The sequence below is a fragment of the Piscinibacter sp. genome, from assembly GCF_047600445.1.
Lineage (GTDB): Bacteria > Pseudomonadota > Gammaproteobacteria > Burkholderiales > Burkholderiaceae_C > Piscinibacter.
Window position 1 is genome coordinate 1,553,589 of record NZ_JASGKT010000002.1, and the last position, 26,129, is coordinate 1,579,717.

Below are 26,129 nucleotides of genomic sequence, written 5' to 3' on the forward strand. Positions count from 1 at the left end.
TCCTCATTCGATCGCCGAAGCGCTCTTCGCGCGTTCGCGCAACTGGAACTTCTGGATCTTGCCGGTCGATGTCTTGGGAATGGCCTCGAAGCGGATCTCGCGGGGCACCTTGTAGCCGGCCAGCAGGGCCTTGCAGTGGGCGATCAGCGCCTCGGCCGTCACGCTCGCGCCCGGCTTCAGCTCGACGTAGGCCAGCGGCGTCTCGCCCCACTTCTCGTGCGGCCGCGCCACCACCGCGCAGGCCAGCACGTCGGCGTGGCGGTACAGCGCGTCTTCCACCTCGATCGAGCTGATGTTCTCGCCGCCGCTGATGATGATGTCCTTGCTGCGGTCCTTGATCTTGACGTAGCGGTCGCTCTCCATCACGGCGAGGTCGCCGGTGTGGAACCAGCCGCCCTCGAAGGCCTTGGCGGTCGAGCCCGGGTTCTTCAGGTAGCCCTTCATCACGATGTTGCCGCGGAACATGATCTCGCCCATGGTCTGGCCGTCGGCGGGCACCTCGCGCAGGGTCTCGGGGTCGAGCACGGTCATGCCCTCCTGCAGCACGTAGCGCACGCCCTGGCGGCCGTTCAGGCGCGTCTGCTCCGACAGCGACTCGGCCGCCCAGCCCTCGCGCTTGACCGCCACCGAGGCCGGGCCGTAGACCTCGGTGAGCCCGTAGACGTGGGTGATGTCGAAGCCGAGCTTCGCCATGCCCTCGATCATCGACGCCGGCGGCGCGGCGCCGGCCACCATGCCGCGCACCTTCTGGCGGATGCCTTCGCGCAGCTCGGCCGGCGCGGCGATGATCAGGTTGTGCACGATGGGCGCGGCGCAGTAGTGGTCGACGCCGTGCTCGCGCATCGCGGCGAGGATGGCCGGCGCCTCGACGCGGCGCAGGCAGACGTGCACGCCGCCGAGCATCGCCACCGTCCACGGGAAGCACCAGCCGTTGCAGTGGAACATCGGCAGCGTCCACAGGTACTTCGGGAAGTGCGGCATGGTCCAGGTCGCCGCGTTGCACACCGCGTTCAGGTAGGCGCCGCGGTGGTGCGTGACCACGCCCTTGGGGTCGCCGGTGGTGCCGCTGGTGTAGCTGACGGCGATCGCGTCCCACTCGTCGGCCGGGCCCTCCAGCCGCGCCAGCGGCGCGTGCGCGGCCAGCAGCGCCTCGTACTCGTGCGCGCCGAGGCGGTCGCCGGGGCCGGTGTATTCGCTGTCGCACACGTCGATGACCACCGGCGCGCGGCCGTGCTCGGCCTTCAGGATGCGCAGCGCCTCGCCCATCAGCGGCGCGAACTCGCGGTCGGTGATCACCACCGCGGCCTCGCAGTGGTTCATCTGCCAGGCCAGCAGCGGCGCGTCGAGCCGGGTGTTGAGCGTGTTGATCACCGCGTTCAGCGCGGGGATCGCGTAGTGCGCCTCGACCATCTCGGGCGTGTTCGGCAGCATGGTCGTCACCGTGCTGCCGCGGCCGACGCCGAACGAGCGCAGCGCCGCGGCCAGCCGCGCCGAGCGCTCGCGCAGCGTGCGCCAGTCGTAGCGGCGCGCGCCGTGGATCACCGCCGGCAGGTCGCCGAACACCTCGGCGCTGCGTTCGACGAAGCTGATCGGGCTGAGCGCCGCGTGGTTGGCGGGGTTCTTGTCGAGATCGCGGTCGTAGATCGTGCTCATGTCAGTTTTCCGTGGCAGCGAGTGCCTGGTCGATGTCCCACAGGATGTCGTCGATGTGTTCCAGCCCGACCGACATGCGCACCATGTCGGGCAGCACGCCGGCGGCGCGCTGCTGCGCCTCGTCGAGCTGGCGGTGCGTGGTCGAGGCCGGGTGGATGATCAGCGTGCGGGTGTCGCCGATGTTGGCGAGGTGGCTCATGAACTGCGCCGCCTCGATGAACTTCACGCCCGCGGCCGAGCCGCCCTCGACGCCGAAGGCCAGCAGCCCCGAGGCGCCGCTCATCTGGCGCATCAGCAGCGCATGCTGCGGATGATCCGGCAGGCCGGGGTAGTTGACCCAGCGCACGCGCGGGTGCGCGCGCAGGAACTCGGCCACGCGCAGCGCGTTGGCGCAGTGCCGCTGCATGCGCAGCGGCAGCGTCTCGACGCCTTGCAGGATCTGCCAGGCGCTGGCCGGTGCCAGTGCCGCGCCGTAGACGCGCAGCGTCTCCATGCGCGCGCGCATCGTGAACGCGAAGTCGCCGAAGGTCTCGTGGAACTTCACGCCGTGGTAGCCGGGCGAGGGCTCGGTCATGCCGGAGAACTTGCCGTTCGCCCAGGGGAATTTGCCGCTTTCGACCACCACGCCGGCCAGCGTGGTGCCGTGGCCGCCGAGGTACTTGGTGGCCGAGTGCACGACGATGTCGGCGCCGTGGCGGATCGGCTGGCACAGCAGCGGCGAGGGCACGGTGTTGTCGATCACCAGCGGAACGCCGTGCGCATGCGCCACCTCGGCGACCGCGGCGATGTCGAGCACCGCCAGGCTGGGGTTGCCCAGGCTCTCGGCGAACACCGCGCGGGTGTTCGGCCGCATCGCGGCGGCGAAGGCCTCGGGCTGCATCGCATCGACGAAACTGGTCTCGATGCCGAACTTGGCGAGATTCACCGCCAGCATCGTCACCGTGCCGCCGTACAGCGCGCCGGCGGCGACCACGTGGTCGCCGGCCTGCAGGATCGTCATCAGCGCCATCGCCTCGGCCGCCATGCCGCTGGCCGAGGCCACGGCGGCGCGGCCGCCTTCGAGCGCGGCGATGCGCTCCTCCAGCGCCGCCACCGTCGGGTTGGACAGCCGCGAGTAGACGTTGCCGAAGGTCTGCAGGTTGAACAGCGACGCGGCGTGGTCGGCGCTGTCGAAGACGAAGCTGGTGGTCTGGTAGATCGGCAGCGCGCGGGCGCCGGTGGCGGCGTCGGGAATCTGGCCGGCGTGGATGGCCAGCGTCTCGGGCTTGAAGTCGTGGTCGGCCATGGGAGCGGCCAAGTGTAGCGAGGCACCGAGCGGATGGGCACGAGCCCCGGGCAGCGATTACCCGCGAGGTAGTTGCCGCCGCCCCGCCCTGGCGGCAAGCTCAGCGCATGAACAATCCATCCCCATCGGTGGGCGAACTGCTGCGCGGCTGGCGCCAGCGCCGCCGGCTCAGCCAGTTGGCGCTGGCGGTCGATGCCGAGGTCTCGCAGCGCCACCTGAGCTTCGTCGAGTCGGGCCGCTCGCAGCCCAGCCGCGAGATGCTGCTGCGCCTGGCCGAGCGCCTGTCGGTGCCGGTGCGCGAGCGCAACGCGATGCTGGTCGCCGCCGGCTTCGCGCCGCTGTACCGCGAACGGCCGCTGGGCGCGCCGGAACTGGCTTCGGCGCGCGACGCGGTCGAGCGCATCCTGCAAGGCCATGCGCCGCACCCGGCGCTGGCGGTGGACCGGCACTGGAACCTGCTCGCGGCCAACCGCTCGGTGTACGCGCTGCTCGGCGCCCTCGGCGCGCCGCCGCCGTCGGGCCCGGTGAACGTGCTGCGGCTGACGCTGCACCCCGAAGGCCTGGCCGGCCGCGTGCTGAACCTGGCCGAGTGGCGCGAGCACCTGCTGGTGCGGCTGGCGCACGATGTCGAACGCTCGGCCGATCCGGTGCTGGCCGCGCTGCTGGAGGAACTGAAGAGCTACCCCGCGCCGCCGCGTCCGCCGGCCGCGCCCGCCGCCGACGGGCGCATCGCGGTGCCGTTCCGGCTGGCCGGGCCGGACGGGCCGCTGTCGTTCATCAGCGCGACCACGGTGTTCGGCACCGCGGTCGACGTGACGCTGGCGGAACTGACCATCGAAGCCTTCTTCCCGGCCGACGCCGACACGGCCGCAACCATGGCGCGACTGGCCTGACCATCATGCTCGAACTCTCGACCCTGCAAACGCTGCTCGACCCGCTCTTCCCCGGGCTCATGGGCGTGCAGTTGCTCGAAGCCACGCCCGAGCGCGTCGTGGCGCGGATGCCGGTGCGGCCCGAGCTGTGCACCGCGGGCGGCATCATGCATGGCGGCGCCTGCATGGCGTTCGCGGACACGCTGGGCGCCGTCGGCACCCTGCTCAACCTGGCCGCGGGCCAGACGACGACCACCACCGACTCGAGCACCAAGTTCATCGGCGCGGCCAAGGCCGGAAGCGTCGTCAGGGGCGAGAGCGTCGCGCTGCACCGTGGCTGCACCACCCTGGTCTGGCAGACGAACATCACCAACGCCGACGGCAGGCTGTGCGCGGTGGTGACGCAGACGCAACTGGTTCTCGAAGGCAGGCGCTGAGCCAGATCTACACCGGGCGCCGCGCCGAGATCACCCGGGTGTTCACGCCCGCCCAGTTCAGTCCGCCGAACAGGCGCGCGTGCTCGATCTTCACGCAGCGGTCCATCACCGAGTCCATGCCGGCCGCGCGTGCGATGGCGTCGGCCTCGAGGTTCTTCACGCCGAGCTGCTGCCACAGGCACTTGGCGCCGACGGCCGCCGCGGCGCGCGCGATCGGCGGCAGGTCTTCGGGCTTGCGGAACACGTCGACCATGTCGACCTTGAACGGGATCGCTTCCAGGCTCGGGTAGCAGGTTTCGCCCAGCACCTGCGCGTAGCGCGGATTGACCGGCACGATGCGGTAGCCGTGCTGCTGCATGTACTTGGCCGCGAAGTAGCTCGGCCGGTGCCATTCGGCCGACAGGCCGACCACCGCGATGGTACGGCAGTCTTTCAGGATGCGGCGCAGGTCGGAGATGGTGTCGGCCATGCCCGCGACGATAGCAGGCGCGCACCGCGTGCCAAAGACAAGGGCCCGGCATCGCCGGGCCCGCTGTCGTCTCCTGCGCGAAGCGCGTTACGCGTGCTTCTTGTCGAAGAACTGCTCGTCTTCCGTCGAGCCCTTCAGCGCGGCGGTCGAGGCTTCCTTCTCGATGGTCGTCGTCACGGCGTCGAAGTAGCCGGTGCCGACCTCGCGCTGGTGCTTCACCGCGGTGAAGCCGCGCTCGGCGGCGGCGAATTCCTTCTCCTGCAGCTCGACGAAGGCGCTCATGTTGTTGCGCGCATAGCCGTAGGCCAGGTCGAACATGCCGTAGTTCAGCGCGTGGAAGCCGGCCAGCGTGATGAACTGGAACTTGTAGCCCATCGCGCCCAGCTCGCGCTGGAACTTGGCGATGGTCGCGTCGTCGAGGTTCTTCTTCCAGTTGAACGACGGCGAGCAGTTGTAGGCCAGCAGCTTGCCCGGGAACTTGGCGTGGATCGCGTCGGCGAAGGCCTTGGCGAAGGCGAGGTCGGGCTTGCCGGTCTCGCACCAGATCAGGTCGGCGTAGGGCGCGTAGGCCAGGCCGCGGCTGATCGACTGCTCCAGGCCGTTCTTCGTGCGGTAGAAGCCCTCGACGGTGCGCTCGCCGGTGCAGAAGGGCTTGTCGTTGTCGTCCACGTCGCTGGTGACGAGGTCGGCCGCTTCGGCGTCGGTGCGCGCCAGCAGCACGGTGGGCACGCCCATCACGTCGGCCGCCAGGCGCGCCGCCACGAGCTTGCTGACCGCTTCGCGCGTCGGCACCAGCACCTTGCCGCCCATGTGGCCGCACTTCTTCACCGCGGCGAGCTGGTCTTCGAAGTGCACGCCGGCGGCGCCCGCGTCGATCATCGCCTTCATCAGCTCGAAGGCGTTGAGCACGCCGCCGAAGCCGGCTTCCGCGTCAGCGACGATGGGCGCGAAGTAGTCGATGTCGCTCTTGCCTTCGCTCCACTGGATCTCGTCGGCGCGCTTGAAGGTGTTGTTGATGCGGCGCACGACCTTGGGCACCGAGTCCACGGCGTACAGCGACTGGTCGGGGTACATCTCGCCGGTGGAGTTGGCGTCGCCGGCCACCTGCCAGCCCGACAGGTAGATCGCCTTCAGGCCGGCCTTGACCTGCTGCATCGCCTGGTTGCCGGTCAGCGCGCCGAGCGAGTTGATGAAGGGCTCGGTGTTGATCAGGTTCCACAGCTTCTCGGCGCCGCGCTTGGCCAGCGTGTGCTCGATGGGCAGCGAGCCGCGCAGGCGCACCACGTCGGCGGCGGTGTAGCCGCGCTTGATGCCCTTCCAGCGCGGGTTTTCCGCCCAGTCCTTCTCGAGGGCGGCGGCTTGTTGTTCGCGGGTCAGATTCGTCATGGAGACCTCCGTGAGTGGGTGAAGACAAGGAAGCAAAACTTGCAATCTCTGGACCCAAGGTTAACGACGCCGGCCTCGCATGGAAAGACTTATGTCTTATAGAAGACTAAAAAAGTTTTCCAGTAAAATCAATGGGTTGCATTCGACGTTCCGGGATGCGGAAGTTCGTTCTTCACGATGAGAAAGATTGCGGCGGCGCAGCATCCATGCTTGCCGCGATGCGAAACGACTATCCCTGATCGTGAAACGGGCTCAGCCGCGCAGCGCCGCCAGGAACTCCGCCAGCGCCGCCACCAGCGGCTGCGCCTGTTCGGCGCTCATCGTCGGCGCCACCAGCAGCATGTTGTGGAAGGGCGTGACGAGGACGCCGCGATTGAGCAGCCACAGGTGCAGCGCGCGTTCGAGCTCGTCGTCCATCGCCGCCCTCGCCTCGCCGGCATCGCGCGGCGGCCGGGTGCAGAACTGCAACTCCATGCGCGCGCCCAGGCGCGTCACGCTCCAGGGCATGCCGGCCTGCGCCAGCGTCTCGCGCAGGCGCGATTCGATCGCGGCGGCGCTGGCCAGCATCGGCGCATAAGTCTCCGGCGTCACCAGCTCGCCCAGGCTGGCGTGCAGCGCGGCCATCGCGAGCAGGTTGGCCGACAGCGTCGTGCCGATGCCGGAATGGCCGTCGGGCGCGGCGCGCTTGGCGGCTTCCATGCGCGCGTTCATCTCCTCGGTGAAGCCGTAGACGGCGCAGGGCAGGCCGCCGGCGATCGCCTTGCCGACGACGAGGAAGTCGGGCACGAGGCCTTCGCCGCGCGCCTGCCCGCCCCAGCCGCTGGACAGCGTGTGCGTCTCGTCGAGCGCGAGCAGCGTGCCGTGGCGGCGGCAGGCCGCCTGCAACTGCGCGAGAAAGTCCGGCAGCGGCGGCACCAGGCCGCAGTTGGTCAGCGCCGGTTCGCTCAGCACGCAGGCGACGTCGCCGCCGGCCAGCGCGCGCTCGACCGCCGCGATGTCGTTGAACGGAACCACCACGCTGCCGAGCGCGAGGTCGTGCACCTGGCCGAGCAGGCTGGCGCGCGTCAGCGTGCGGCCCTGCGCGTCGCCGTCGACCAGCGTGTCGTCGACGGTGCCGTGGTAGCAGCCGTCGAATACCAGCACCTTGGGCCGGCGCGTGACCGCGCGCGCCCAGCGCAGCACGAAGCGGTTGGCGTCGCTGGCGCTGAGCGTGAGCTGCCAGCGCGGCAGGCCGAAGCAGTGCGCCAGCCGCTGGCCGACCTCGGCCGCGAGCGTCGAGGGCAGCATCGCGGTCAGGCCGTGCTGCGCCTGCTCGGCGATCGCGCGCGCCACCGGCGCCGGGCTGTGGCCGAACATCGCGCCGCTGTCGCCGAGGCAGAAGTCGAGGTAGGCGTGGCCGTCGGCGCACCACAGCCGGTGGCCCTCGGCGCGCGCCACGTGCAGCGTGGCGGGCGTGGGCCAGTCGCGCATCCAGTGCAGCGGCACGCCGAACAGGTAGTGCCGCGCGTCCTGCCCGGCCAGCGCGACGCTGCGCGGATGCGTCTCGACGTAGCGGCGCCGCTCGCGTTCGTGCAGCGCGGCGAGATGGGCTCTAATCATGGCCCGCCAGTGTGCAGCAGGATGCCCGCCCGATGAGCGACCACGCCTTCGCCTTCCTCTCCAACAACGCATTCCTGAAGGCGCCCGCGGCCGGCGCCGCCACGCCCTACGCGGTGGCCGGCATCGCCTGGGACGGCGCGGTGACCAACCGCCCCGGCGCGCGCATGGCGCCGCGCGCGATCCGCGAGGCGAGCCACATGCTGTGCGACGCGATCCATCCGCACTTCGACCTCTCGCCCGAAGGCCGGCTCGGCGACGCCGGCGACCTGGCGCTGCCCAACACCGGGCTGGCGGCGATGCGCGAGGCGATGGCGCCGCAGGTCGACAGGCTGATCCGCGCGCACCACATGGCCTGGCTGGGCGGCGACCACAGCATCACGCTGCCGCTGCTGCGCGCCTATCGCCGATGGCTGGGCCGGCCGCTGGCGGTGATCCACTTCGACGCGCACTGCGACACCTGGAAAGACCACTTCGGCGAGCCCAGCGGCCACGGCACCTGGGTCTGCGAGGCGATCCAGGAAGGGCTGGTGCTGCGCGAGTGCTTCACGCAACTGGGCATACGCTCGTCGGGCGTGCGCGAGGCGCGCGAGTACGTGCGCGACCAGGGCGGGCTGATCTTCACCGCGCGCGATCTGCGCGGGCTGGAGAGCCCGGCGCAGCTCGCGCCGTTGCTGCAGGCGATCCGCGACCGCCTCGCGCGGCACGGCCATCCGCCCGTCTACCTGAGCCTGGACATCGACTGCCTGGACCCCGCCTTCGCGCCCGGCACCGGCACGCCCGAGCCGGGCGGCATGAGCAGCAACCAGGTGCTCAGCGTGCTCGAAGAACTGGCCGACCTCCCCTTCGTGGGGATGGATTGCGTCGAGGTCGCCCCGCCCTACGACCATGCCGAACTGAGCAGCCAGGCGGCGGCGCATTTCGTCTGGACCTACCTGTGCGGCAGACTGAAAAACGCTTGAGCTGACGCAAGGTTCTCGGCGCGCCGGCGTGCGAACAATGCCGTCGGCACAACGGCATCGCGGAGGTGAACATGGCATCGGCGACGGCACGCCGCGCGGCGGGCGCGGACTTCGAGGCGCTGGCCGCCTGCCACCGGCAGATCGCGGCGCACCTGGAGCGGCTCGGCGCGCTGCTCGAACACCTCGCAGAGCGGGGCGTCGACGCGCACGCGCGGCACGAGGCGCGCGCGATCGAGGCCTTCTTCTCCAGCACCTCGCAGCGGCACCACGCCGACGAGGAGGCCCAGGTGTTCCCCGCCCTGCTGGCCTCCAGCGACGAAGCGCTGGTGGCCACGGTGCGCATGCTGCAGCAGGACCACGGCTGGATCGAGGAGGACTGGCTCGCGCTGGCGCCGCAGTTGAGCGCCATCGCGGCGGGCCATGACTGGCACGACCCGGCGGAACTGCGCCACGGCGTCGAGGTCTTCCTCGAGCTGTACCGCGAGCACCTCGCGCTGGAGGAGTCGCTGGTCTACCCCGAGGCCAAGGCCTTCGCCGCCAAGCTGGCGCGGCGCCGGGTCACAGCGGAAACGCCGTCGTTTTCTTGACGGTGCGCAGCACCAGCATCGAGTTGGAACGCGCCACGCCCGGCAGGTGCATCAGCACCTGCGAGTGGAAGCGCTCCAGGTCCTCGGCGTCGCGGTAGGTGAAGCGGATCAGGTAGTCGTTCTCGCCGGCCACGTAGTAGCAGTCGAGGATCTCCGGCGTGTCGCGCACCGCCTGCTCGAAGGCCGCGAGCAGCGGCGTGCTCATGCTCTCCAGGTTCAGGATGGTGTAGCTGATGCCGTGCTTGCCCACCGCCTTGGGGTTGAGCAAGGCGACGTAGCCGGCGATCACGCCCGCTTCCTCCAGCGCCTTGACGCGCCGCAGGCAGGCCGAGGGCGACAGGTGCACACGCTGCGCCAGCTCCTGGTTGGAGATGCGGCCGTCGTGCTGCAGCACGTCCAGAATGCCGCGATCTATCGAATCCAGTTGCACGTCCGTGGCTTTGTTTCGCATTGGCTGCGTCGTATCGGCTGCGTCACCGCATGATATTGCAACTGCAAGGGTGAACCCGGCACGATTGCGCAAGCACATTGCGCCTCGCTTTCTCTAGACTTCCCGCTTGCCCAGGAGCGCGCCATGAACAAGTCCATAGACCCCAGCCTGTTGTCCGTCGCCGAGCAGGGCTCGGCGCACCCGCATGCGATGGATGCCTTCTGGATGCCCTTCACCGCCAACCGGCAGTTCAAGAAGGCGCCACGCCTGCTGGCCAAGGCCAAGGGCATGCATTTCTGGACGCCCGAGGGCCGCGAGATCCTCGACGGCATCGCCGGCCTGTGGTGTGTCAACGCCGGCCACGCGCGGCCCAAGATCGTCGAGGCGATCGCCCGGCAGGCCGCCGAACTCGACTACGCGCCGCCCTTCAACATGGCGCATCCCAAGGCCTTCGAGCTGGCCGAGCGCCTGGCGCAGCTCACGCCGGCGGGGCTGGACAAGGTGTTCTTCACCAACTCCGGCTCGGAGGCCGTGGACACCGCGCTGAAGATGGCCATCGCCTACCACCGCGCGCGCGGCGAAGGCACGCGCACCCGGCTGATCGGCCGCGAGCGCGGCTACCACGGCGTCAACTTCGGCGGCATTTCGGTGGGCGGCATCGTCGGCAACCGCAAGATGTTCGGCCCGGCGCTGGGCGGCATCGACCACCTGCGCCACACCCACGACCCGGCGCGCAACGCCTACTCGCGCGGCGTGCCGGCGCACGGCGCCGAGCTGGCCGACGACCTGGAGCGCCTGGTCGCGCTGCACGACGCCTCGACCATCGCCGCGGTGATCGTCGAGCCGGTGGCCGGCTCCACCGGCGTGCTGCTGCCGCCCAAGGGCTACCTGGAGCGGCTGCGCGCGATCTGCGACAAGCACGGCATCCTGCTGATCTTCGACGAGGTCATCACCGGCTTCGGCCGCCTGGGCTCGCCCTTCGCGGCGCAGCACTTCGGCGTCACGCCCGACCTGATGACGGTGGCCAAGGGCATCAGCAACGGCTGCGTTCCCATGGGCGCGGTGTTCTGCAAGAGCGAAATCCACGACGTGTTCATGACCGGGCCCGAGCACCTGATCGAGTTCGCGCACGGCTACACCTACTCGGCGCACCCGCTGGCCTGCGCGGCCGCGCTGAGCACGCTGGACACCTACGCCGACGAAGGCCTGCTGACGCGCGGCGCGCAGATGGCACCCTACTTCGAGGACGCGCTGCACTCGCTGAAAGGCGCGCGCCACGTGATCGACGTGCGCAACATCGGGCTGGTCGGCGGCGTCGAGCTGGAGGCCATTCCCGGCCAGCCGGGCAAGCGCGCCTTCGACATCTTCCTCGAGTGCTGGCAGCGCGGCGTGCTGATCCGCACCACCGGCGACACGATCGCGTTCTCGCCGCCGCTGATCATCGAGAAGCAGCACATCGACCAGCTCGTCGGCACGCTCGCCGACGTGCTGAAAACCGCGGCCTGAACCCGCTTTTATGTCGCTGCTGCAAACCGACCTCGAACTGACCCGGAATTCGTACTACGCGGCCACGGCGCCGCGTCGGCAGCGCTTCGCGGCGCTGGAATCGGACGTCGAGGCCGACGTCGCCATCGTCGGCGGCGGGCTGGCCGGGCTGTCGGCGGCCGTCGAGCTGGCCGACCGCGGCTACCGCGTCGTGCTGCTCGAAGCGCGCCAGGTCGGCTGGGGCGCCTCGGGCCGCAACGGCGGCCAGGCGATCGCCGGGCTGGCCTGCGACCAGGCGGTGGTCGAGGCGCAGCTCGGCCACGGCGACGCGCGGCGCGTGTGGGACATGACGATGGAGGCGCTGCGCCTGATCGGCGAGCGCCGCGAGCGCTTCGGCATCGACTGCGACTGGCGCCCCGGCTACCTGGGCCTGGCGGTCGGCGAGCGCAAGGCGCGCGAACTGCGCGCCTGGCACGAGCAGATGCAGCGCGACTACGGCTACGAGACGCGCTGGATCGAGCCCGGCGAGATGCCGGCCTGGATCGCCAGCCCGCGCTTCCACAGCGGCATCCACGACCCCCGGGGCGGCCACCTGCACCCGCTCAAGTACAGCATGGGCCTGGCCGCCGCGGCGGCCTCGCTGGGCGTCTCGATCCACGAAGACTCGGCCGTCGGCGCCGTCGAGCACGGCCGCATCGCGAGGCTGCGCACCGCGCGCGGCAGCGTCGCCGCCGCGCACGTGCTGCTGGCCGGCAACGTCTACCTGCAAGGCCTGGCGCCGGCGCTCGAAGCGCGCGTGATGCCGGTCGGCACCTACATCGTCGCCTCCGAGCCGCTGGCGCCGGCGCTGGCCGAGTCGCTGATCCCGTCCGGCTCGGCGGTGTGCGACACCAACTTCGTGCTCGACTACTTCCGCCCCACCGTCGACCGGCGCCTGCTCTACGGCGGCCGCGTCAGCTACAGCACCGCGACGCCGGTGAACCTGGTGGCCAGCATGCGGCGGCGCATGGCGCGCACCTTCCCGCAGCTCGCGGACACCAAGGTCGAGTTCGCCTGGGGCGGCTTCGTCGACATCTCGATGAACCGCGCGCCCGACTTCGGCCGTCTCGCCGACGCGCCCAACGTCTACTACCTGCAAGGCTTCTCCGGCCACGGCCTGGCGCTGACCGGGCTGGCGGGCAAACTGGTGGCCGAGGCCATCGCGGGCGATGCCGGGCGCTTCGACACCTTCGCGCGCATCCGCCATCGCCCCTTCCCCGGCGGCTCGCTGCTGCGCACGCCGGCGCTGGTGGCCGGAATGGCTTATTACCGCTTGAGGGATCTGCTGTGAAGCTGGCCGAGCGCAGGGCCGTTCCCAAGCCGGCCGGCATCCCCGTGGGGGATCGGCTGGCGTACTCGACAGACGAGGGGCAGTCATGAACAAACCCGTGGTGCTGGTGCCGTCGTGCAACCGCACGCTGGGGCAGCACCTCTTCCACGTGGCGGGCCGCAAGTACGTCGAGGCGGTGCGGCTGGCCGGCGCCCTGCCGCTGATCGTGCCGGTGGCGCATGCCGACGAATTCGACGCGCTGCTCGACCTGGCGCACGGCGTGCTGCTGACCGGCTCGCCCTCGAACGTGCATCCGCGCCACTTCGGCGAGGGCGTGCACGACACCACCTTGCCGCTGGACACCGAACGCGACGACTGGACGCTGCCGCTGATCCCGCGCATCCTCGCGCGCGGCATGCCGCTGTTCGCGATCTGCCGCGGCTTCCAGGAGGCCAACGTCGCGCTCGGCGGCTCGCTGCACCAGGCGGTGCACGAGGTGGCCGGCCAGCACGACCACCGCGGCGCCGGCGGCCGCGCCGACGCCTCGGCCGAGGAGGTGTACGACTTCGCGCACGCCGTCGAGGTGCAGCCCGGCGGCCTGCTGGCGGGCATCCTGGGCGAGCGCGAGGTGCGCGTCAATTCGGTGCACGGCCAGGGCATCAACCGTCTTGCCCCGGGGCTGCGCGTCGAGGCGCGCGCGCCCGACGGCCTGGTGGAAGCCTTCTCGGTCGAGTCCGCGCCGGGTTTCAACCTGTGCGTGCAGTGGCATCCGGAGTGGCAGGCGGCGAGCAACCCGGTGTCGATGCGCCTGCTGCGCGCCTTCGGCGACGCCTGCCGCGCCTTCCGCGACCGCCCGCGCGCGCCTCAGCCAGCGCGCTGACGCTCGCCACGGCCGCCACCGCGGCAGATACTCCGCGCTACGAGCCGGCCACGAGCCGCGAGACGCGCAACAACCTTCAGGTGCCCCATGGTCGACAAGAAGAACTTCGGCTTCGCCGAACTGGAACAGTGGTTCAACGAACGCCGCGTCACCGAGATCGAATGCCTCGTGCCCGATCTCACCGGCGTGGCGCGCGGCAAGATCCTGCCGCGCGAGAAATTCACCGAAGACCGCGGCATGCGGCTGCCGGAGGCGATCGTCGCGATCGGCGTGACGGGCGAGTTCCCCGAGGAAGGCCCGTACTACGACGTGATCCACGCCACCGACCGCGACATGCACCTGCGCCCCGACCCGAGCACGGTGCGCATCGTGCCCTGGGCCACCGACCCGACCGCGCAGGTGCTGCACGACTGCTTCGACCGCGACGGCAAGCTGATCCCCTACGCGCCGCGCTCGGTGCTGCGCCACGTCTGCGACCTCTATGCGGCCGAGGGCTGGAGCCCGGTGGTCGCGCCCGAACTGGAGTTCTACCTGATCGAGCGCAACTCCGACCCGAACACGCCGCTGCGCCCGCCGCGCGGCCGCAGCGGCCGCTCCGAGACCTCGCGCCAGGCCTATTCGATCGACGCGGTCAACGAGTTCGACCCGCTGTTCGAGGACATCTACGCCTACTGCGAGCAGATGGAGCTGAACGTCGACACGCTGATCCACGAGGTCGGCGCCGGGCAGATGGAGATCAACTTCTTCCACGCCCACCCGCTGGCCCTGGCCGACGAGGTGTTCTTCTTCAAGCGCACGATCCGCGAGACCGCGCTGCGCCACGAGATGTACGCCACCTTCATGGCCAAGCCGATGGCCAACGAGCCGGGCAGCGCGATGCACGTGCACCAGAGCCTGGTCGACACGGCCAGCGGGCGCAACATCTTCAGCAACCCCGACGGCTCGCCCAGCAAGGAGTTCTACTGGTACATCGGCGGGCTGCAGAAGTACACGCCGGCGGCGATGGCGCTGTTCGCGCCCTACGTCAACAGCTACCGTCGCCTGGCGCGCTCGACCGCCGCGCCGATCAACATCCAGTGGGGCACCGACAACCGCACCGTCGGCATCCGCTCGCCGGTGGCGACGCCGGCGGCGCGCCGCGTCGAGAACCGCGTGATCGGCGCCGACGCCAACCCCTACGTGGCCCTGGCCGCCACGCTGGCCTGCGGCTACCTGGGCATCAAGAACCGCATCGAGCCCACGCCCGAGTGCAAGGGCGACGCCTACCTGTCGGAGTACCAGTTGCCGCGCTCGCTGAACGAGGCGCTCGGCTGGCTGGCCGACGAGAAGGATCTGCACGACGTGCTGGGCCGCGAGTTCATCACGGTGTACTCGGAGGTCAAGGACACCGAGTACGGCGAATTCATGAAGGTGATCTCGCCGTGGGAGCGCGAGCACCTTCTTCTTCACGTCTAGAAATTGGCCCACCCCCGCAGCGCCTGCGGCGCTCCCCCTCGAGGGGGCGCCGCCCGCGGCCCGGCAAAGCCGGTTCCGCGGCGACCGCTCGAACGGAGATTCCACGAATGAATGACCTTCTCACTCCCGCGCCCCCCCGCAGCACCGCCGACTGGCAGGCCGCCGACGCGGCGCACTACCTGCACCCCTTCACCGACTTCAAGGGCCTGGCCCACAAGGGCTCGCGCGTGATCACCCGCGCCGAGAACATTTACCTGTGGGACAGCGACGGCCACAAGATCCTCGACGCGATGTCGGGGCTGTGGTGCGTCAACGTCGGCTACGGCCGCCAGGAGCTGATCGACGCGGCCACGCGCCAGTTGAAGGAGCTGCCCTTCTACAACAGCTTCTTCCAGACCGCGACGCCGCCGGCCATCGAGCTGGCCGAGTTGCTGGCGCAGGTGACGCCGCCGCAGTTCCAGCACGTGTTCTTCTCCGGCTCGGGCTCGGAGGGCAACGACACCGTGGTGCGCATGGTGCGGCGCTACTGGGACCTGCTCGGCCAGCCGCAGCGCAAGGTGATCATCAGCCGCAAGAACGCCTACCACGGCTCGACCATGGCCGGCGCCTCGCTCGGCGGCATGAGCGGCATGCACGAACAAGGGGGGCTGCCGATCCCCGACATCGTGCACATCGAGCAGCCGTTCTGGTTCGAACTGGGGCGTGGGCAGTCGCGCGAGGACTTCGGCCGCACGGCCGCGGGCTGGCTGGAGGCCAGGATCCTCGAGATCGGCGCCGACCGGGTGGCCGCCTTCATCGGCGAGCCGATCCAGGGCGCGGGCGGCGTGATCGTGCCACCGTCCACCTACTGGCCCGAGATCCAGCGCATCTGCGACAAGCACGGCATCCTGCTGGTCAGCGACGAGGTCATCACCGGCTTCGGCCGCACCGGCCAGTGGTTCGGCTGCGAGACCATGGGCACGCGGCCCGACCTGATGACCTTCGCCAAGGGCGTCACCTCGGGCTACATCCCGCTCGGCGGCGTGATGGTCGGCGAGCGCGTCGCCCGCGTGCTGATCGAGCGCGGCGGCGAGTTCAACCACGGCTATACCTACTCGGGCCACCCGGTGGCCTGCGCGGTGGCGGTGGCCAACATCGGCCTGATCCGGCGCGAAGGCCTGGTCGAGCGCGTGCGCGAGGACATCGGCCCCTACCTGGCGCAGCACTTCGCCGAGCTGGCGAAGCACCCGCTGGTCGGCGAGGCGCAGACCTGCGGGCTGATGGGCGCGCTGCAACTGGTCAAGGACAAGGCCTCGGGCGCCACCTTCGACGCCGCGCTGGAGGTCGGCATGGTCTGCCGCGGCCACTGCTTCGGCAACGGGCTGATCATGCGCGCGGTGGGCGACCGCATGATCATCGCGCCGCCGCTGGTGATGACACGCGCGCAGATCGACGAGATGGCCGCGCTGATCCGGCGCTGCCTCGACCTGACGCTGTCCGACCTCGAGGCGCGCGGCTGGCTGTGAGGCGTGGCACGGGGTTTGCCTCTAACGCCCCGTTGACGCACCTCGCTAGACTGCCCCGCAGCCCGTTCCTTACACCGAAACCTCGACACGAAGGAAATCCACCATGAAGCGGATGTTCAGTGCCCTCGCCTCCATCACACCGGCCGCGCTGGCCGCCACGGCAGCGCTGTGGGGGCCACCGGCGACGGCGCAGGACGAGGAGAAGGTGCTCAACGTCTACAACTGGTCCGACTACATCGCCGAGGACACGCTGCGCAACTTCGAGAAAGAGACCGGCATCAAGGTCCGCTACGACAACTTCGACAACAACGAGATCGTTCACGCCAAGCTGGTGGCGGGCAAGACCGGCTACGACGTGGTGGTGCCCTCGTCGTACTGGGCCAAGATCCAGGCCGACGGCGGGCTGCTGCTGAAGCTCGACAAGAGCAAGCTGCCCAACCTGAAGAACCTCGACCCGGCGCTGCAGGAGCAGCTCGCCAAGCTCGACCCGGGCAACCAGTACCAGGTCAACTGGATGTGGGGCTACACCACGGTGGGCATCAACGTCGACAAGGTCAAGGCCGCGCTCGGCGACATGCCCCTGCCCGACAACGCCTGGGACCTGGTCTTCAAGCCCGAGTACATCTCCAAGCTCAAGGGCTGCGGCGTCAGCTTCCTCGACTCGGCCACCGAGGTGATCCCGGCGGCGCTGCACTACCTCGGCAAGCCGCCCTACTCCAAGGCGCAGGCCGACTACGCCGGCGTCGGCCCGCTGCTCAAGTCGGTGCGGCCCTACGTGACGCTGTTCAGCTCGTCGGGCTACATCAACGACATGGCCAACGGCTCGATCTGCGTGGCGCTGGGCTGGTCGGGCGACATCAACATCGCGCGCCAGCGCGCCATCGAGGGCAAGACCGGCCAGAACATCCAGGCGCTGATCCCCAAGAACGGCGGCATCCTGTTCTTCGACGTGATGGTGATCCCGGCCGACGCGCCGCACCCGAACAACGCCTACAAGTTCATCGACTACATCCTGCGCCCCGAGGTGCACGCGAGCCTGACCAACAAGGTCTTCTACGCCAACCCGAACAAGGAGTCGAAGAAGTTCATCAAGCCCGAGGTGGCGAGCAACCCGACGGTGTTCCCGAGCGCGGAGGACATGAAGAAGATGCAGGCGCCCGACGCGCTGTCCAACGACATCCGCCGCACGATGACGCGCCTGTACACGGGCTTCAAGACGGGCCTGTGAGCACACGATGAGCGCGGCGGCATTCCTCCAGATCCAGGACGTCGTGAAGGACTTCGGCGGCGGCGCCGTCGCGGTCAACCACGTCTCGATCGACATCGCCAAGGGCGAGATCTTCGCGCTGCTCGGTTCCTCGGGCTGCGGCAAGACCACGCTGCTGCGCATGCTGGCCGGCTTCGAGACGCCGACATCGGGGCGCATCGTGCTGGCCGGGCAGGACCTCGCCGGCCTGCCGCCCTACGAGCGGCCGATCAACATGATGTTCCAGAGCTACGCGCTGTTCCCGCACCTGACGGTGCGCGACAACATCGCCTTCGGCCTGAAGCGCGACGGCATGGCGGCCGAGCAGATCGCCGAGCGCGTCGAGGCCATGCTCAAGCTGGTGCAGCTCGGCAAGTTCGCGCAGCGCAAGCCGCACCAGCTCTCCGGCGGCCAGCAGCAGCGCGTGGCGCTGGCGCGCAGCCTGGCCAAGCGGCCGCAGCTTCTGCTGCTCGACGAGCCACTGGGCGCGCTCGACAAGAAGCTGCGCGAGGAGACGCAGATCGAGCTGGTCAACATCATCGAGGAGGTCGGCGTGACCTGCGTGATGGTGACGCACGACCAGGAGGAGGCGATGACCATGGCCTCGCGCATCGCCATCATGAGCGAGGGCCACGTGCTGCAGGTCGGCGCGCCGGCCGACATCTACGAGACGCCGGCGACGCGCTTCGTCGCCGACTTCATCGGCAACGTCAACCTGATGGACGGCACGCTCGCCGACGACCAGGCCGACCACTGCGTGGTCGACTGCGGCGACGTGAAGCACTACGTCGGCCACGGCATCACCGGCACGCAGGGCATGCCGGTGTCGGTGGCGGTGCGGCCGGAGAAGATCCACCTGTCGCCGCACGCGCCGCCCGACGAGGACCACGGCGGCGGCTTCAACCGAGCCCGCGGCGTGGTGAAGAACCTGTCGTACTTCGGCAGCTACACCGTCTACCACCTCGAGCTGCCGTCGGGGCGCGTGCTCAAGATCAGCCAGAACAACACCCAGCGCCACCGCGAGCACGAGCTGACCTGGGGCAGCGAAGCCTGGGCGCACTGGTCGCGCCAGTCGCAGGTGGTGCTGACGCAATGAGAACCACCCGCGAGCCCGGCGCCCGGCCGCCCGAAGCCGGGCGAGGCCCCCTCGGGGGGCTGCTTGCCGTACTCGGCAAGCTGGGGGCGGTCATCGGTCGCGGCCGCACGGCCGTGATCGGCGTGCCCTATTTGTGGCTGCTGGTGTTCTTCCTGCTGCCCTTCCTGATCGTGCTGAAGATCAGCATCTCCGAGATGGAAGGCGTGGTCTTCAAGGACGTGCTGACGCTGCAGGACGGCGTGCTGGCGCTGACGGTCAAGCTGTCGAACTACGTCTTCATCACGCAGGACGACCTCTACTTCAAGACCTACCTGTCGAGCATCAAGTACGCCGCCGTCACCACCGTGCTGTGCCTGGCGATCGGCTACCCCTTCGCCTACTTCATGGCGCGCGCCCGGGCCACGCTCCAGCCGGCGCTGCTGATGCTGGTGATGCTGCCGTTCTGGACCTCGTTCCTGCTGCGCGTCTACGCCTGGAAGGGGCTGCTGACCGAGCACGGCTGGGTGTCCGACCTGCTGATCGCGCTGAAGCTCGACCACCTGCTGCTGGCGATGGGCGTGATCCCGGCGCTGGGCAAGTTCATGAACTCGCCGTTCTCGCTGGTGGTGGGCATGGTCTACACCTACCTGCCGTTCATGATCCTGCCGCTGTACGGCAACCTCGCCAAGCTCGACCTGCGCCTGCTCGAAGCCGCCGCCGACCTCGGCGCGACGCCCTGGGTGGCGTTCTGGAAGGTGACGGTGCCGCTGTCCAAGGCCGGCATCATCGCCGGCGCGATGCTGGTGTTCATCCCCTGCATCGGCGAGTTCGTCATCCCCGAGCTGCTCGGCGGCCCGCAGACGCTGATGATCGGCCGCGTGCTGTGGGACGAGTTCTTCAGCAACAACGACTGGCCGATGGCCTCCACCGTGGCGGTGGTGATGATCCTGCTGATCATCGTGCCGCTGGCGATCTTCAACCGCTACCAGGCGCAGGCCCAGGAGCAGAAGCGATGAGCGGCCGCAAGACCTGGTTCGGCACCGGCTTCGCGCGCGGCTTCTCGCGGGCCTGGCTGATCGCCGGCTACGCCTTCCTGTACCTGCCGATCGTCGCGCTGGTGATCTACTCGTTCAACGACTCGCCGATCCCGAACATGTGGGCCGGCTTCACGCTGAAGTGGTACGCGGCGCTGCCCGGCGACCGCGAGATGATCGCCGGCCTGTGGCTGAGCCTCGAGGTCGCCTTCTTCACCGCCTGCGGCGCGGTGCTGCTGGGCACGCTGGCCGCCTTCGCGCTGGTGAAGTACCGCCGCTTCACCGGCCGCACGGTCTTCAGCGGCATGGTCAACGCCCCGCTGGTGATGCCCGAGGTGATCATCGGCCTGTCGCTGCTGCTGATGCTGGTGTCGGTGCAGCGCGTGCTCGGCTTCCCCGAGCGCGGCATGCTGACCATCTGGCTCGGCCACCTGCTGCTGGGCATGGCCTACGCCACCGTGGTGGTGCAGGCGCGCCTGCAGGACCTGAACCCGCAGCTCGAAGAGGCGGCGATGGACCTGGGCGCGCGCCCGCACCAGGTGTTCTACCTGGTCACGCTGCCGATGATCACGCAGTCGCTGCTGTCGGCCTGGCTGCTGACCTTCACGCTCTCGCTCGACGACGTGGTGCTGTCGGCCTTCCTGTCCGGCCCCGGCTCGACGACCATGCCGCTGGTGATCTTCTCGCGCGCGCGCCTGGGCCTGAACCCGAGCGTGAACGCGGTGGCCGCCATCATCGTGCTGGTGGTCTCGGTGGGCGTGGTGCTGGCCAGCCTGGCCATCGCGCGCGCCGAGCGCCGCCGCAGCCGGGAACTCGCGGCCGCCGCGCGCGGCGGATGAAGCAACGAACGACGACAACCGAAACCGATTGACCCACGAGGAGAACCCGAAATGAAAGTCTGGCAACCCAACGCCCTCGCCCAGGCCGTCGTGCTCGCGCTCGGGGCCGGCTTCGCGAGCGGCGCCGCGGCGCAGTCCAACGCCGAACTGCTCAAGGAGATCCAGGAGCTGAAGAACCGCGTCGCCGAGCTCGAAGGCCGGCAGAAGGCCGCCGAGGCGGCGCCCAAGCCGGCCGCCGGTCAGTGGGGCATGACGCCCGAGCAGGCCGCCGAGTTCAACCGCATCGCGGTGAAGACCGAGGCCATCGAGGACGCGCGCGAGGCCTCCGGCCTGAAGGGCCTGGTGATCTCGGGCTACATGGACCCGACCTTCATCTACAACAAGCGCCAGGACAACGCCGGCTTCCAGTTCCTGAACCGCGTCGACGACGACGGCTACAACTACGACAACTCCTACTTCGGCGCCGCGGTGCTCGACTTCCAGAAGGAAACCGACTCCGGCACGCGCTGGCGCCTGACGCTGGCGCCGAACCGCGGCGTCGGCGCGGCGTTCGACGGTAGCTCGCCGATCCACGAGGCCAGCGTGTCGGTGCCGCTGACCGACCTGCAGACGCGCTTCATCGCCGGCCAGGTGCCCGACTGGTCGGGCTACGAGTACCTGCAGCCCACGCTGAACAAGCTGATCACGCACAACCTGCTGTTCGACTTCACGCTGCCCACCGCCTACACCGGCGCCGGCCTGGAGATCACCGAGGGCAAGTGGATCTACAAGGCCATGCTGGCCAACATGAACACCAGCCGCAAGACCTCGGGCAACAAGACGCCGGTGCTGGCCTACCGCGTCGACTACGCCAAGGGCGAGTTCCAGGGCTTCGGCTTCGCCGGCGCGCACGGCAAGGCGGCGAACTTCAGCGAGAACGTCGTCGACGTCAACGGCGACGTGGTCGCGCAGAAGGACTCGCGCGTCGACCTGTTCGAGCTCGACGCCTACTTCATCCGCGGCGACTGGACGGTGCAGGGCCAGGTGAGCTTCGGCCAACAGAAGCGCGCCGCGATCACCCTCGACCCGGACACCGGCGATCTGCGCGACGCGCGCTGGTGGGGCCTGTCGACGCTGGCCGCCTACAAGTGGGATCCGCGCTTCGAGACCACCGCGCGGCTCGACTACCTCGCCAACAAGAAGAACGGCGGCGGCCTGCTCGGCTATGCCGTGGCCGACGACCGCAACGGCATCGGCCCCGACCTCAACGGCGATCCCGAGCGCGGCGCCAACCGCATGGCGCTCACGCTCGGCGCGAGCTACCTCTTCAACCTGAACACTACCTTCAAGGTCGAGTACCGCCTCGACCGCGCCAACCTGCCCGTCTTCTACGACGTGAAGAACGACAGCTACAGCAAGACCAACCACCTCTTCGGCGCCTCGGTGCTGGTGTCGTTCTGACCTTCCGCCCGCCGTCGCGGCGGGCTCGTTCGACGACGACGCTCTGCGCCCGTGGCCCCGTTCAGGCCACGGGCGTTTCATCGTCGCCACCCCGACCCAGGAAATCCCCATGAACAAGCCCGCCCCCGACTGGCATGCCGCCGCATCGGCGCTGCGCATCGACGGCCGCGCCTTCGTCGCCGGCCAGCGCGTCGCCGCCCGCAGCGGCGAGACCTTCGCCAAGCGCTCGCCGATCGACGGCCGCGCGCTCGGCGACATCGCGCGCGGCCGAAGCGAGGACATCGACGCCGCCGTCGTGGCCGCGCGCGCCGCCTTCGCCGACGCGCGCTGGGCCGGCAAGCCGCCGGCCGCGCGCAAGAAGGTGCTTCAGCGCTTCGCCGAGAAGATCCTCGCCGCCAAGGACGAACTGGCCCTGCTCGAAACCCTCGACATGGGCAAGCCGATCCAGTACAGCCTGGCCGTCGACGTGGGCGCGACCGCGCGCACCATCGCCTGGTACGCCGAGGCCGTCGACAAGGTCTACGACGAGATCGCGCCGACCGGGGCGAACGCGCTGGCGCTGATCACGCGCGAGGCCATGGGCGTGGTCGGCGTCGTCGTGCCCTGGAACTACCCGATGATCATGGCGGCCTGGAAGCTCGGGCCGGCGCTGGCGGCCGGCAACAGCGTGGTGCTCAAGCCCAGCGAGAAGAGCCCGCTGACGGCGCTGCGCCTGGCCGAGCTGGCCGTCGAGGCCGGCCTGCCCGACGGCGTGTTCAACGTCGTGCCGGGTTACGGCCACGAGGCCGGCGAGGCGCTCGCGCTGCACATGGACGTCGACGCGATCGGCTTCACCGGCAGCACGCGCGTCGGCCGCAAGATGCTCGAGTACGCCGGGCAGAGCAACCTCAAGCGCGTCTACAACGAACTGGGCGGCAAGTCGGCCTTCGTGGTGTTCGACGACTTCGCCGACGTCGAGCGCGCCGCCAAGACGGTGGCCGGCAGCATGTTCTTCAACCAGGGCGAGAGCTGCAACGCGCCCTCGCGCGTGCTGGTGCACGAGCGCGTGGCCGACCGCTTCCTCGAAGTCGTCGCCGCCGAGGCGCCCCGCTACGCGCCGGGCGATCCGCTGTCGGGCAGCGCCGCGATGGGCGCGCTGGTCGACGAGACGCAGATGAACACCGTGCTGGGCTACATCGCCGCCGGCAACGCCGAGGGCGCGAAGCTCGTCACCGGCGGCGCGCGCGCGCGCGCCGAGACCGGCGGCTTCTACGTGCAGCCGACCGTCTTCGAGCAGGTGCGCAACGACATGAAGATCGCCCGCGAGGAGATCTTCGGCCCGGTGATGAGCGTGCTGCGCTTCCGCGACGAGGCCGAAGCCGTCGCGCTGGCCAACGACTCCAGCTACGGCCTGCAGGCCAGCGTGTGGAGCGACAACGTCAACCGCGCGCACCGCGTGGCGCGTCAGCTCCGCGCCGGCACCGTGCACGTCAACCAGTACGACGAGGACGACATCACCGTGCCCTTCGGCGGCTACAAACAAAGCGGCAACGGCCGCGACAAGAGCCTGCACGCCTTCGACAAGTACACCGAGCTGAAGACCACCTGGCTGCGCATCGACCCGGCCTGAGGAGAGCGCCATGAACCACTCCCTGAACGAGCAACTGATGGCCCGCAAGGCCGCCGCCACCCCGCGCGGCGTCGGCGTGATGGGCACCTTCTTCGCCGAGCGCGCCGACAACGCCGAGCTGTGGGACGTCGAGGGCCGGCGCTTCATCGACTTCGCCGGCGGCATCGCGGTGATGAACAGCGGCCACGGCCACCCGAAGGTGGTCGCCGCGATCGAGGCGCAGCTCGCGAAGTTCACCCACACCTGCTACCAGGTCGTGCCCTACGAGAGCTACATCGCGCTGGCCGAGAAGCTCAACGCGCTGACGCCCGGCGCGCACGCGAAGAAGACGGCGCTGTTCTCCACCGGCGCCGAGGCGATCGAGAACGCGATCAAGATCGCGCGCTCACACACCAGGCGCTCGGGCGTGATCGCCTTTTCCGGCGCCTTCCACGGCCGCAGCCTGTTCGCGGTGTCGCTGACCGGCAAGGTGGCGCCCTACAAGCTCGGCTTCGGGCCCTTCCCGCCCGAGATCTACCACGCGCCCTACCCCGACGCGCACACGCCACTGGCCGAGGTGAAGAAGGCGCTGGGCCACCTCTTCAAGGCGGACATCGAGCCGAGCCGCGTCGCGGCCATCGTGTTCGAGCCGGTGCAGGGCGAAGGCGGCTTCAACGTCATCCAGGCCGAGGCGGTGCGATGGCTGCGCCAGCTCTGCGACGAGCACGGCATCGTGCTGATCGCCGACGAGATCCAGACCGGCTTCGGCCGCACCGGCCGCCTGTTCGCGATGGAGCATTTCGGTGCAATGGGTGTCACGCCCGACCTCATGACCATCGCCAAGAGCCTGGCCGGCGGCGTGCCGCTGTCGGCGGTGACCGGCAAGGCCGAGATCATGGACGCGCCCGCGCCCGGTGGCCTGGGCGGCACCTACGCCGGCAACCCGCTGGCGATCGCCGCGGCGCACGCGATCATCGACCTGATGCGCGACGAGCGGCTGCCCGAGCGCGGCGCGGCGCTGGGCGACCAGCTCAAGGCCGTGCTCGACGGCATGCGCCGCGAGGTGCCGCAGATCGCCGACGTGCGCGGCCTCGGCGCGATGGTGGCGGTGCAGTTCGACCAGCCCGGCGGCGGCGCGCCCGACGCCGAGTTCACGAAGAAGGTGCAGGCCGAGGCGCTGCGGCGCGGGCTGATCCTGCTGAGCTGCGGCGTCGACGCGAACGTGCTGCGCTTCCTGTTCCCGCTGACGATCCAGCAGCCGGTGTTCGACGAGGCGATGGCCATTCTGCGCGACTCGCTGAAGGCTGCCGCCGCGTGACCGGCGACGCCATCGACGCCCTGCGCGAGCGGCTCGCCGCGCAGGGCGTGCACACGCTCGTCGCGCAGTTCACCGACCTGCACGGCGTGGCCAAGGGCAAGCTGCTGCCGCTGGCGCAACTGCGCACGCTGGTCGAGACGGGCGCGGGCTTCTCGGGGCCGTCGATCGCCGGCACTGGCCTGCCGCGCATGGGGCCGCGCTCGGAGTACTACGGCCGCGGCGACCTCGCCAGCGCCTGCGCGCTGCCGTGGCTGCCGGGCCATGCGCGCCTGGTCTGCGACGGCTTCGTCGCCGGCGTGCCCTTCGACGCCTGCCCGCGGCAGGTGCTGCGGCGCCAGGTCGCGCGCCTGGCCGAGCGCGGCTGGACGCTGCACACCGGCATCGAGCCGGAGTTCTTCCTGCTGCGGCGCACGGAGCGCGGCTACGCGCCGGCCGACGACCACGACCGCCTCGCCAAACCGTCCTACGACCTGAAGAGCCTGCCACGCCAGGCCGGTTTCCTGCACGAGCTGGCCACGGCGCTGGCGGCCTGCGGGCTGGAGGTGCTGCAGGCCGATCACGAAGACGCGCAAGGCCAGTACGAAGTCAACTTCCTGCACGCCGACGCGCTGGCGAGCGCCGACCGGCTGATGCTCTTCAAGCAGGCCGCGCACGCGCTGGCCGAGCGGCGCGGCATGGTGTTCTCGATGATGCCCAAGCCCTTCGCCGACCAGCCGGGCAGCGGCATGCATTTCCACGTGTCGCTCGAAGGCTGCGGCGACGAGGCCGTGCCGTGGCACTTCATCGGCGGCGTGCTGGCGCATTCGGCCGGGCTCGCGGCGCTGGCCGCGCCGACGGTGAACTCGTACAAGCGCCTCGTCGTCGGCGAGTCGCTGTCGGGCACGAGCTGGGCGCCCGCGTTCGTCGCGCACGGCCCGAACAACCGCACGGCGCTGGTCCGCACGCTGCCCGGCCGCTTCGAATGGCGCCTGCCGGACGCCTCGGCGAATCCCTACCTCGCCACGGCCGGGCTGATCGCCGCCGGGCTGGACGGCATCGCCCGGCGCAGCGATCCCGGCCCCGCCTGCCACGACGACCTGTTCGAGCAGCCCAGCGCCGCGCGCCTGCCGCGCAGCCTGGGCGAAGCCGTCGATGCGCTCGAAGCCGACGCGACGCTGTGCGAGGCGCTGGGCGCCACGCTGGCACGCGAGTTCATCGCCGCCAAGCGCGCCGAATGGACCGCCTACGCGCGCCACGTCGGCGACTGGGAACTGCGCCGCTACGCCGAGCTGTTCTGAC

Annotated in this window: 23 protein-coding genes; 17 read left to right on the forward strand and 6 right to left on the reverse strand. The window is 70.0% G+C overall.

Annotated elements, in window-relative coordinates; genetic code table 11:
• Positions 1-3: 3 nt before the first annotated feature.
• A complete protein-coding gene (locus QM792_RS11510; RefSeq protein WP_415150095.1) occupies positions 4-1,653 on the reverse strand; it encodes an acyl-CoA synthetase in 1,650 nt (549 codons plus the stop codon).
• A 1-nt stretch (position 1,654) separates the two neighbouring features.
• Complete coding sequence (locus QM792_RS11515) at positions 1,655-2,938, reverse strand: O-acetylhomoserine aminocarboxypropyltransferase/cysteine synthase family protein (protein WP_415150097.1); 1,284 nt, start codon at positions 2,936-2,938, stop codon at positions 1,655-1,657.
• A 107-nt stretch (positions 2,939-3,045) separates the two neighbouring features.
• Between QM792_RS11515 and QM792_RS11520 the strand changes: the two genes are divergently transcribed.
• Positions 3,046-3,831: a helix-turn-helix domain-containing protein gene (locus QM792_RS11520; protein WP_415150099.1), complete on the forward strand. Its 786-nt coding sequence runs from the start codon at positions 3,046-3,048 to the stop codon at positions 3,829-3,831.
• 5 nt (positions 3,832-3,836) lie between these two features.
• A complete protein-coding gene (locus QM792_RS11525) occupies positions 3,837-4,247 on the forward strand; it encodes a PaaI family thioesterase (protein ID WP_415150101.1) in 411 nt (136 codons plus the stop codon).
• 7 nt (positions 4,248-4,254) lie between these two features.
• Here the strand turns inward: QM792_RS11525 and QM792_RS11530 are convergent, their stop codons facing one another.
• The 3 genes from QM792_RS11530 to QM792_RS11540 all read right to left on the reverse strand — a co-directional run bounded on the left by QM792_RS11530 (position 4,255) and on the right by QM792_RS11540 (position 7,701).
• A complete protein-coding gene (locus tag QM792_RS11530) occupies positions 4,255-4,716 on the reverse strand; it encodes a CoA-binding protein (protein WP_415150103.1) in 462 nt (153 codons plus the stop codon).
• A gap of 87 nt (positions 4,717-4,803) precedes the next feature.
• Positions 4,804-6,102, reverse strand: coding sequence for an isocitrate lyase (aceA, locus tag QM792_RS11535; RefSeq protein WP_415150105.1), 1,299 nt, complete (start codon positions 6,100-6,102; stop codon positions 4,804-4,806).
• 252 nt (positions 6,103-6,354) lie between these two features.
• Entirely contained in the window at positions 6,355-7,701 is a 1,347-nt protein-coding gene (locus tag QM792_RS11540; protein WP_415150107.1) for an aspartate aminotransferase family protein, read from the reverse strand.
• A gap of 11 nt (positions 7,702-7,712) precedes the next feature.
• Between QM792_RS11540 and speB the strand changes: the two genes are divergently transcribed.
• On the forward strand, positions 7,713-8,660 hold the full coding sequence (gene speB / locus QM792_RS11545; protein ID WP_415150109.1) for an agmatinase: 948 nt from the start codon (positions 7,713-7,715) through the stop codon (positions 8,658-8,660).
• A 71-nt stretch (positions 8,661-8,731) separates the two neighbouring features.
• On the forward strand, positions 8,732-9,247 hold the full coding sequence (locus QM792_RS11550; protein WP_415150110.1) for a hemerythrin domain-containing protein: 516 nt from the start codon (positions 8,732-8,734) through the stop codon (positions 9,245-9,247).
• Here QM792_RS11550 and QM792_RS11555 read toward each other — a convergent pair.
• Entirely contained in the window at positions 9,219-9,698 is a 480-nt protein-coding gene (locus QM792_RS11555; protein WP_415150112.1) for an Lrp/AsnC family transcriptional regulator, read from the reverse strand. The genes QM792_RS11550 and QM792_RS11555 overlap by 29 nt on opposite strands.
• A 189-nt stretch (positions 9,699-9,887) precedes the next feature.
• On the opposite strand from QM792_RS11555, the gene QM792_RS11560 reads away from it, so the two are divergent.
• From QM792_RS11560 to QM792_RS11620, 13 genes are all read left to right on the forward strand, one after another.
• Complete coding sequence (locus QM792_RS11560) at positions 9,888-11,183, forward strand: aspartate aminotransferase family protein (protein WP_415151617.1); 1,296 nt, start codon at positions 9,888-9,890, stop codon at positions 11,181-11,183.
• Positions 11,184-11,193: 10 nt separating this feature from the next.
• Positions 11,194-12,492: an NAD(P)/FAD-dependent oxidoreductase gene (locus tag QM792_RS11565; protein WP_415150114.1), complete on the forward strand. Its 1,299-nt coding sequence runs from the start codon at positions 11,194-11,196 to the stop codon at positions 12,490-12,492.
• Between the two features lie 85 nt (positions 12,493-12,577).
• The gene (locus QM792_RS11570; protein ID WP_415150116.1) at positions 12,578-13,351 is read left to right on the forward strand and encodes a gamma-glutamyl-gamma-aminobutyrate hydrolase family protein; all 774 of its coding nucleotides are present in this window, start codon (positions 12,578-12,580) and stop codon (positions 13,349-13,351) included.
• A gap of 87 nt (positions 13,352-13,438) precedes the next feature.
• The gene (locus QM792_RS11575; RefSeq protein ID WP_415150117.1) at positions 13,439-14,806 is read left to right on the forward strand and encodes a glutamine synthetase family protein; all 1,368 of its coding nucleotides are present in this window, start codon (positions 13,439-13,441) and stop codon (positions 14,804-14,806) included.
• A gap of 107 nt (positions 14,807-14,913) precedes the next feature.
• Positions 14,914-16,311: an aspartate aminotransferase family protein gene (locus QM792_RS11580; protein ID WP_415150119.1), complete on the forward strand. Its 1,398-nt coding sequence runs from the start codon at positions 14,914-14,916 to the stop codon at positions 16,309-16,311.
• A 112-nt stretch (positions 16,312-16,423) separates the two neighbouring features.
• Complete coding sequence (locus QM792_RS11585) at positions 16,424-17,539, forward strand: polyamine ABC transporter substrate-binding protein (RefSeq protein WP_415151618.1); 1,116 nt, start codon at positions 16,424-16,426, stop codon at positions 17,537-17,539.
• Positions 17,540-17,546: 7 nt separating this feature from the next.
• A complete protein-coding gene (locus QM792_RS11590) occupies positions 17,547-18,653 on the forward strand; it encodes an ABC transporter ATP-binding protein (RefSeq protein WP_415150121.1) in 1,107 nt (368 codons plus the stop codon).
• Positions 18,650-19,648, forward strand: a complete 999-nt coding sequence (locus QM792_RS11595) for an ABC transporter permease (protein ID WP_415150123.1) — start codon at positions 18,650-18,652, stop codon at positions 19,646-19,648. Before QM792_RS11590 ends, QM792_RS11595 begins: the two co-directional genes overlap by 4 nt.
• A complete protein-coding gene (locus QM792_RS11600; RefSeq protein ID WP_415150125.1) occupies positions 19,645-20,505 on the forward strand; it encodes an ABC transporter permease in 861 nt (286 codons plus the stop codon). Before QM792_RS11595 ends, QM792_RS11600 begins: the two co-directional genes overlap by 4 nt.
• Before the next feature lie 51 nt (positions 20,506-20,556).
• Positions 20,557-21,945: a DUF3138 family protein gene (locus QM792_RS11605; protein ID WP_415150126.1), complete on the forward strand. Its 1,389-nt coding sequence runs from the start codon at positions 20,557-20,559 to the stop codon at positions 21,943-21,945.
• A gap of 109 nt (positions 21,946-22,054) precedes the next feature.
• Positions 22,055-23,554, forward strand: a complete 1,500-nt coding sequence (locus QM792_RS11610; protein ID WP_415150128.1) for an aldehyde dehydrogenase — start codon at positions 22,055-22,057, stop codon at positions 23,552-23,554.
• A 10-nt stretch (positions 23,555-23,564) separates the two neighbouring features.
• Complete coding sequence (gene gabT / locus QM792_RS11615) at positions 23,565-24,851, forward strand: 4-aminobutyrate--2-oxoglutarate transaminase (RefSeq protein WP_415150130.1); 1,287 nt, start codon at positions 23,565-23,567, stop codon at positions 24,849-24,851.
• Positions 24,848-26,128 carry a type III glutamate--ammonia ligase gene (locus QM792_RS11620; RefSeq protein WP_415150132.1) on the forward strand — a complete coding sequence of 427 codons (1,281 nt, stop codon included), beginning with the start codon at positions 24,848-24,850 and terminating at the stop codon, positions 26,126-26,128. The genes gabT and QM792_RS11620 overlap by 4 nt, the downstream gene beginning before the upstream one ends.
• Position 26,129: the final 1 nt, after the last annotated feature.